The 561-nt window shown below is 46.7% G+C and carries 1 protein-coding gene; it reads left to right on the plus strand.

Features of this window, described 5'->3' with window-relative positions; all coding sequences use genetic code 11:
• A partial coding sequence (locus A3738_RS09685; RefSeq protein ID WP_197473763.1) for a polysaccharide biosynthesis protein occupies nt 1-398 on the plus strand: 398 nt, incomplete at its 5' end.
• Between the last annotated feature and the right edge of the window lie 163 nt (nt 399-561).

The following is a 561-nucleotide window of genomic DNA, read 5'->3' on the forward strand; positions in this document are numbered from 1 at the left end:
AGCTGAAAGATCAATCGAACCCTGACGGAGATATTGCGATTGAGTACTCTGGTTTGCGTCCGGGCGAGAAGCTTTATGAAGAGCTTTTGATCGGTAATGAGCCGATGCCTACCGCGCATTCGCGTATTATGCGTGGCCGTGAAATATCGCTTGCTTGGTACGATGTGAAGGTACTGCTTGATCGTATCGATTTGCTTTGCAAAGACTTTGATTGTGAGGCTGTTCGAGAGGTCTTAATGATGGCTCCGCTTGATTACAAGCCATCAGATTCTTTGAGTGATTTGGTCTGGAATAAAACCTATACCGATATGCCAGGAACCTCTATGCAAGAGCGTATGCGTGATTTGCAGATGCCTGCGAATGAAGGGGATACCAGTTCGAATATCTCTAATGGGTAGATCATTGTAGAGATCCTAAATGTGCACGTACTTCGTTCGCTGCTTCAGGATGACGTCGACACTAAATATTGGGGTCAGAGTAAAAGGACTCTGACCCCAACGACCTCCTCTGACTCCGGCCAATCTGTGTCACCCTGGCTTATCCTTTTTGTCATCCCGTTTT

This window comes from Oleiphilus sp. HI0066 (assembly GCF_001635725.1).